Source organism: Lysobacter zhanggongensis (assembly GCF_046638635.1).
In the GTDB taxonomy this organism is placed as follows: Bacteria; Pseudomonadota; Gammaproteobacteria; order Xanthomonadales; family Xanthomonadaceae; genus Novilysobacter; species Novilysobacter luteus.
Window position 1 is genome coordinate 1 of record NZ_JBJXHK010000106.1, and the last position, 6100, is coordinate 6100.

Consider the following 6100-nt stretch of genomic DNA (forward strand, 5'->3'; position numbering starts at 1 on the left):
GGTGCAGCGCAAGGCCGCCGCGCGGGCGCCGGCTCGCCACGTCAGCTGGCGCAGTTCGAGCTCGCCACCGGGCAACGCCGCCAGCGCGTCGAGCCGGGCCATCGCGGTATCGACCGACATCGCATCGATGGCGCTGCGTGCGTGGTAGGTCGCCAGCACCAGTTCGGCGCGACGCGTTTCCGGATGCGCATCGCCCAGGTGGCGACGTGACTGTTCCAGGCCCTGCCCCAACCGTTCCAGGCCGCTGTCGGCGGGCCCGAGCGACAGCTCGACCACGCCGAGCAGGCGCCTCGCCTCGCCGACGCGCGCGTGGTCGCCGGGCTGGTGCCGCTGGCGCAGTTCCAGTGCTTCAAGCAGCAGCGGATGGGCAGGGCGGTCCTGGCCTCCCTGGTGCAGCACGGTGCCCAGGTCGACCAGTGCGTCGGCGATCGGGCCCGCTGCACCGGTACTGCGTCGCAGCGCGAGGGCACGCCGCAGGGCCGTGGTGGCGGCCGGCAGGTCGCCGCGTTCCCACGCCAGCCGCCCGAGCCGTGCATAGCCCTCGGCCAGCACCGGGTGGTCATCGCCATGCCGACCGGCGAGCTGTTCCTGGACCGACTCCAGCCGCGCGATGGCTTCCGCGTGCCGGCCCTCGTCGGCCAGCACCGACGCCAGCTGGCGCTCCACCGCGAGCGTCGTCATGTGGCCGGGGCCGTTGAGGTCGGTGGCAATGGCAAGGGCTTCCAGCAGCTGCTGCCGGGCCTGCGCCAGCTCGCCGCGGGCACGGTGCAGCCGGGCGAGGTTGCGGTGGATGTCGACCAGCAGCGGGTGGCGGTCACCGGCCTCGGCACGCAGCTTGCGGCGGGCGGCGTCGAACTCGGCAAGCGCGGTGTCGGTCTGCCCGGCGTCGGCGTAGAGGCCGGCCAGGTCCATCAGGTTCTCGACTTCGCCGACCGGGTCGGCGTGGTGGGTGCGGCGCAGCGACAGCGAACGTTCGAACAGCTGGCGTGCGCCCTGCAGTTGGCCGCCCGCGCGGCGGCAGCGGCCAAGCTGCGAGTAGAACTCGGTGACCTGGGGCGGCAGCTGGGCCTGCTCGCGCTGTGCCATGGCCAGCGAAGGCTCCATCAACGCCCGGCACCCGTCGTCGTCGCCCAGCATCCGCAGCACGCGGCCGCGCTGCGTCAGTGATTCCAGCTGCAGGCTGGACGGTGCATCGGTGCCTGCGATCAGTGTCGCCTGCCGCTCGAGCAATGCGCTGGCCTCGTCGTAGTCGCCCAGCCCGGTCCGCAGCCGCGCGATGACGCCCAGCAATTCGGCCAGCGCGCGTGGCTGTCGCGCCAGCTCGCGGTCGCCGCGCTCGACCGCGGTGGCGAGCAACTGGCGCAGGTTGAGCGGATCACCGTCGCGCGTACCACCGGCGCGCTCGAACACACCGACCATGAAGTCCTGCATCGCCTGCGCGCGCGCGGCTTCGCGCACCGCCTCGCGCGCCTGCCAGGCGACCACGCCGAGCGAGGCGGTCAGCACCAGCGCGACCAGCCCGCCGCTGCCCAGTGCCCAGCGGTGGCGGCCGATGTACTTCGCCATCCGGTAGTTGAGGCTCTGCGAGCGGGCGTGCACCGGGCGCCCGGCGGCGTGGCGCTGCAGGTCCTGCGCCAGCGCCTCGACCGACGGATAGCGTTGTTCCGGCGTCTTGGAGAGGNCGCCATCCGGTAGTTGAGGCTCTGCGAGCGGGCGTGCACCGGGCGCCCGGCGGCGTGGCGCTGCAGGTCCTGCGCCAGCGCCTCGACCGACGGATAGCGTTGTTCCGGCGTCTTGGAGAGGGTCTTGAGGACGATGTTGTCGAGGTCGCCGGCCAACATCCGCGCACGGCGCCGCATCGCCGGTGCATCGGGATCGTTCCGACTGGCGTCGGCGCTCCTTTGCAGCGCAAGCGACGGACGCAGCGGGTCGCCGGTGAGGATCGCCTCCTCCCACGCCGCGTCGCTCTCGCGCTTGGGCCGGTAGGGCTTCTGGTCGGACAGCAGCTCGTACAGCACCACGCCCAGCGAGTAGACGTCGGTCATCGTCGTGACCGGCTCGCCGCGGATCTGCTCGGGCGCGGCGTAGTGCAGGGTGAACGCGCGCACGCCGGTGCGCGTCTGCTCGGGGGCGGGGTCGTTGTCGAGCAGCTTGGCGATGCCGAAATCGAGCAACCGGACTTCGCCGGCCGGCGTGACCAGGATGTTGGACGGCTTGAGGTCGCGGTGGACGATCAGGTTGGCGTGCGCGTGGCTCACCGCTTCGCAGATCTGGCCGAACATCCGCAGCCGCGTTTCGACCGGGGTGCGGTGCTCGCGGCAGTAATCGGTGATGGGGGCGCCGTCGACGTGCTCGAGCGCGAGGTAGGGCAGGCCGTCGGCACTGATGCCCGCGTCCAGCAGCCGGGCGATGTGCGGGTGCGCCAGCCGCGCCAGGATCTGCCGCTCGCGGGTGAACCGCACGCGCAGGTTGGTGTCGGCCAGCCCCGGCCGCAGCAGCTTGAGCGCGACCCGCCGTTGGTACAGCCCGTCGGCGCGCGCGGCCAGCCAGACCTGGCCCATGCCACCCTCGCCGAGCAGGCGCTCGAGCCGGTACGGGCCGACCTCGTTGCCCGGCAACACCCCGCGTTGCGGCGAGACGACCGGCTCGGAGAGGAAGTCCTCCTGGCCGACCTCGAGCGCGATCAGGGCTTCGAGCTCGACCGCCAGATCCGGGTCGTCGGCGCGCAGCTCATCCAGCCGCCGCGCGCGGTCGTGCGCTTCCAGCTCGAACAGTTCGTCGAGCAATGGGGAAAGCCGTTGCCAGCGAGTGGTATCCATCGTTGCATTGGCACCCGTGCCGCGCCCGCGCCCCGTCGCGGCTGGCGGCTCAGTCCTTCAGCGACGCCAGCAGGAACAGCCGCGCCTTCTGCCAGTCGCGCCGGATGCTGCGTTCGGAGCGTTCCAGCAGCGCGGCGATTTCCAGTTCCGACAGGCCGGCGAAATAGCGCAGCTCGACCACCTGCGCCAGCCGCTTGTCGACGTCGGCCAGCCGCGTCAGCGCCGTGTCCAGGCCGAGCATGTCCTCGTCCAGCCGCAGCCCGCCCTCCAGGTCCTCGGGCAGGTCGGTGACGCGGTGCAGGTTGCCGCCGCGCTTCTGCGCAAGGCGCTGGCGCGCGTAGTCGACCACCACCGATCGCATCGCCGAGGCGGCGTAGGCGAAGAAGTGCGCACGGTCGTCGAAGCGCGCCTCGCGCCGGCCGGCGAGCTTGAGGTAGGCCTCGTGCACGAGCGCGGTCGCGTCCAGCGTCTGGCCGCGTTGGCCGGCGAGCTGTCGCCGGGCCATGGTGTGGAGTTCCTGGTACAGCGTGGCCAGCACGCTGTCGAGCGCGCCGCGGTCCCCGTCCCGGGCTGCATCCAGCAGTTGGGTGATCTCGGCCGTCCCGGACATCCTGTGACCCCCGTCGCAATTGTCCGGACTATAGCGCTCCATCCGAGCGCGTGCAGCCACCCGTCGGTCGGACAGTGGCGGTCATCGCTGGCAGTGGCCGCACCAGACGGTCGCGCGCTGGCCCACCGCCGCCTGCCTCAGGGGGCGGCCGCACGCCGGGCAGGGCAGACCGCCCCGTCCGTAGACCGAGAGCTCCTGCTCGAAGTAGCCCGGGGCGCCGTCGGGGCTGATGAAGTCGCGCAGTGTGGTCCCGCCACGCGTGATCGAGTGGTCGAGCACGCGCTTCACTTCGTCGGCAAGCCGCGCGTAGCGCTCGCGCGAGATCCGTCCGGCAGGCCGGACCGGCGAGATGCCGGCGGCGAACAACGCTTCGGCCGCGTAGATGTTGCCGACGCCGACCACGGTCGACTGGTCCATCAGGAAGTTCTTCACCGGCGCGCTGCGACCCCGGCTCAGGCGGAACAGGTGGTCGCCGTCGAACACATCCGACAACGGCTCGGGCCCCAGCGCCGCCAGCAGCGGGTGGACCGTGCCCGGCGGTTGCCAGAGCAGGCAACCGAAGCGGCGCGGGTCGTTGAAGCGCAGCACGCGCCCGCCCTCCAGCCGCAGGTCGACGTGGTCGTGCGCGCGTACCGCGGTGTCGGCCGGGAGCACCCGCAGGCTGCCCGACATGCCCAGGTGCAACAGCGCGCTGCCGGCGGCCGTGTCCAGCAGCAGGTATTTCGCCCGCCGCCGCACGGCATCGATCCGCTGTCCGGGCAACACGGTGGTGACTTCCGTCGCGATGGGCCAGCGCAGCGTCTCGCGGCGCAGGGTGGCACCGAGCACGCGGCGCCCTTCCAGGTGCGGCGCCAGGCCGCGGCGGGTGGTCTCGACTTCAGGCAACTCGGGCATGGCGAAAGCTTAGTCGGCGGCGACACCGGGGGTGCTTCACGCGCGCGGCAAGGCAGTGCCCGTTGCTGAACCGGGCGGTCCCCACGGGTTGCCCACATCGATGAACATCCCCATCACGGAACGACCACCCCGGACCCGCGCCGCCATGGTCCGGTGGCATCATGGCCGGGCACGGGGTCATCCCGCCCCGGCCGTCCACGCCGTATCCGGAGTTCCATCCGCAATGCCCGCTTCCCTGCTCGATTTCCTCGCCGGCGGCCTGTTCCAGGCCGGTTTCGTCACGTTGCTGGTCTACCTGCTCGTCGCCACGCAGCTGACGATCTTCTCGGTGACGCTCTACCTGCACCGCAGCCAGGCGCACCGCGCGGTGGATTTCCACCCGGTGATCGCCCACTTCTTCCGGTTCTGGACGTGGTTGACCACCTCGATGATCACGCGCGAGTGGGCGGCGATCCACCGCAAGCACCACGCCAAGTGCGAGACCGAGGAAGACCCGCACAGCCCGCAGGTCAAGGGCATCAAGACGGTGTTCTGGCGGGGTGTCGAGCTGTACCGCGAAGCCCGCAACGACCGCGAGTCGATCGAGAAGTACGGCAAGGGCTGCCCGGACGACTGGATCGAGCGCCACCTGTACACCCCACACGCGACCCTGGGCCCGACGCTGCTGCTGTTCATCAGCTTCGCGCTGTTCGGCTTTGCCGGCGTGGCCGTGTGGGCGATCCAGATGCTGTGGATCCCGTTCTGGGCGGCCGGCGTGGTCAACGGCCTGGGCCACTGGTGGGGCTATCGCAATTTCGAGACCACCGACACCGCGACCAACCTGACCCCGTGGGGCGTCTGGATTGGCGGGGAGGAGCTGCACAACAACCACCACGCGTTCCCGAGTTCGGCCAAGTTCGCGCTGCGCAAGTTCGAGTTCGACATCGGCTGGAGCACGATCAAGCTGCTGCAGGCGGTGAGCCTGGCCAAGGTGCTGCGCGTCGCCCCGTCGCTGGACGTGCGCCCCAACATCGCCATGCCCGACAGCGAGACCCTGAAGGCCCTGCTGGCGATCCGCTTCCAGGCGATGACCGACTACTACCGCAAGGTGACCCTGCCGACCCTGCGCGAGGGCGGTTCGAAGCTGCCGCGGCCCCTGCGCAAGGGCCTGGCCGACGGCGGACGCTGGCTCGACGACGACAAGCGCGCGCGCCTGCAGGCATGGTTGGCCGAGCGGCCGAAGATGGCGACGCTGGCCGAGTACCGCCAGCGCCTGCAGCAGGTGCTCGACGACCGCTCGCACGACGCCCAGACCACGCTCGCGCGGCTGCAGGCCTGGTGCGCCGAGGCCGAGGCCACCGGCATCCAGTCGCTGCAGCAGTTCTCGGCGCGGCTCAAGGGCTACACCCTGGTGCCGGCGCGCGCCTGAGCCGGTACGTGGACCACATCCGCGAACGCACACGGCCCGCGCCCTCCGGCGCGGGCTTTTTGTTGCCGGCTTGCGTACTGGTGCTGATGGCGACCACAGCGGTAGCGTCGGCCCAGGTCGCGGCGCCTTCGGCCTACCTGCAGAAGCTTGATACCGACCGCAGCGGTAACGTCTCGCTCGCCGAGTACCAGCATTGGATGGGCTACGCGTTCGAACGCATGGACCGCGACGGTGACGGTGTGCTCGCACCCCACGAGCTGCCCGGCGGGCGTGGCCGTCCGGTCACGCGGGCCGATCACCAGGCCACGCTGGCCGCCGCATTCGCGCGGCAGGACGCGGACCACGACGGCACCCTCGACGCCGCCGAAC

At 71.4% G+C, this 6100-nt stretch carries 6 protein-coding genes; 2 read left to right on the plus strand and 4 right to left on the minus strand.

The features are described 5' to 3' along the window. The 4 genes from ACKVMH_RS12245 to mutM all read right to left on the minus strand — a co-directional run. Positions 1 to 1599: tetratricopeptide repeat protein (locus ACKVMH_RS12245; RefSeq protein ID WP_412700509.1), on the minus strand; the 1599-nt coding region annotated here is incomplete at its 3' end. After that, entirely contained in the window at positions 1500 to 2819 is a 1320-nt protein-coding gene (locus ACKVMH_RS12250; protein WP_412700510.1) for a serine/threonine-protein kinase, read from the minus strand. The genes ACKVMH_RS12245 and ACKVMH_RS12250, both read right to left, overlap by 100 nt. Before the next feature lie 49 nt (positions 2820 to 2868). Beyond that, the gene (locus ACKVMH_RS12255; RefSeq protein WP_215218991.1) at positions 2869 to 3429 is read right to left on the minus strand and encodes an ECF-type sigma factor; all 561 of its coding nucleotides are present in this window, start codon (positions 3427 to 3429) and stop codon (positions 2869 to 2871) included. An 81-nt stretch (positions 3430 to 3510) separates the two neighbouring features. Then, positions 3511 to 4323, minus strand: a complete 813-nt coding sequence (gene mutM, locus ACKVMH_RS12260) for a bifunctional DNA-formamidopyrimidine glycosylase/DNA-(apurinic or apyrimidinic site) lyase (protein ID WP_215218990.1) — start codon at positions 4321 to 4323, stop codon at positions 3511 to 3513. A 223-nt stretch (positions 4324 to 4546) separates the two neighbouring features. Between mutM and ACKVMH_RS12265 the strand changes: the two genes are divergently transcribed. Both ACKVMH_RS12265 and ACKVMH_RS12270 read left to right on the plus strand, forming a co-directional pair. Then, positions 4547 to 5731 (plus strand): DesA family fatty acid desaturase, encoded by a 1185-nt coding sequence (locus tag ACKVMH_RS12265; RefSeq protein ID WP_412700511.1) that lies wholly within the window; start codon positions 4547 to 4549, stop codon positions 5729 to 5731. Positions 5732 to 5817: 86 nt separating this feature from the next. After that, positions 5818 to 6100, plus strand: a 283-nt coding sequence (locus ACKVMH_RS12270) for an EF-hand domain-containing protein (protein ID WP_412700512.1), incomplete at its 3' end; no start/stop codon positions are given.

Excerpts from the sequence above, each read along its gene's own strand:
- ACKVMH_RS12265 (WP_412700511.1), top strand. The coding sequence starts at position 4,547 with ATGCCCGCTTCCCTGCTCGATTTCCTCGCCGGCGGCCTGTTCCAGGCC.
- mutM (WP_215218990.1), bottom strand. The coding sequence starts at position 4,323 with ATGCCCGAGTTGCCTGAAGTCGAGACCACCCGCCGCGGCCTGGCGCCG.
- ACKVMH_RS12255 (WP_215218991.1), bottom strand. The coding sequence starts at position 3,429 with ATGTCCGGGACGGCCGAGATCACCCAACTGCTGGATGCAGCCCGGGAC.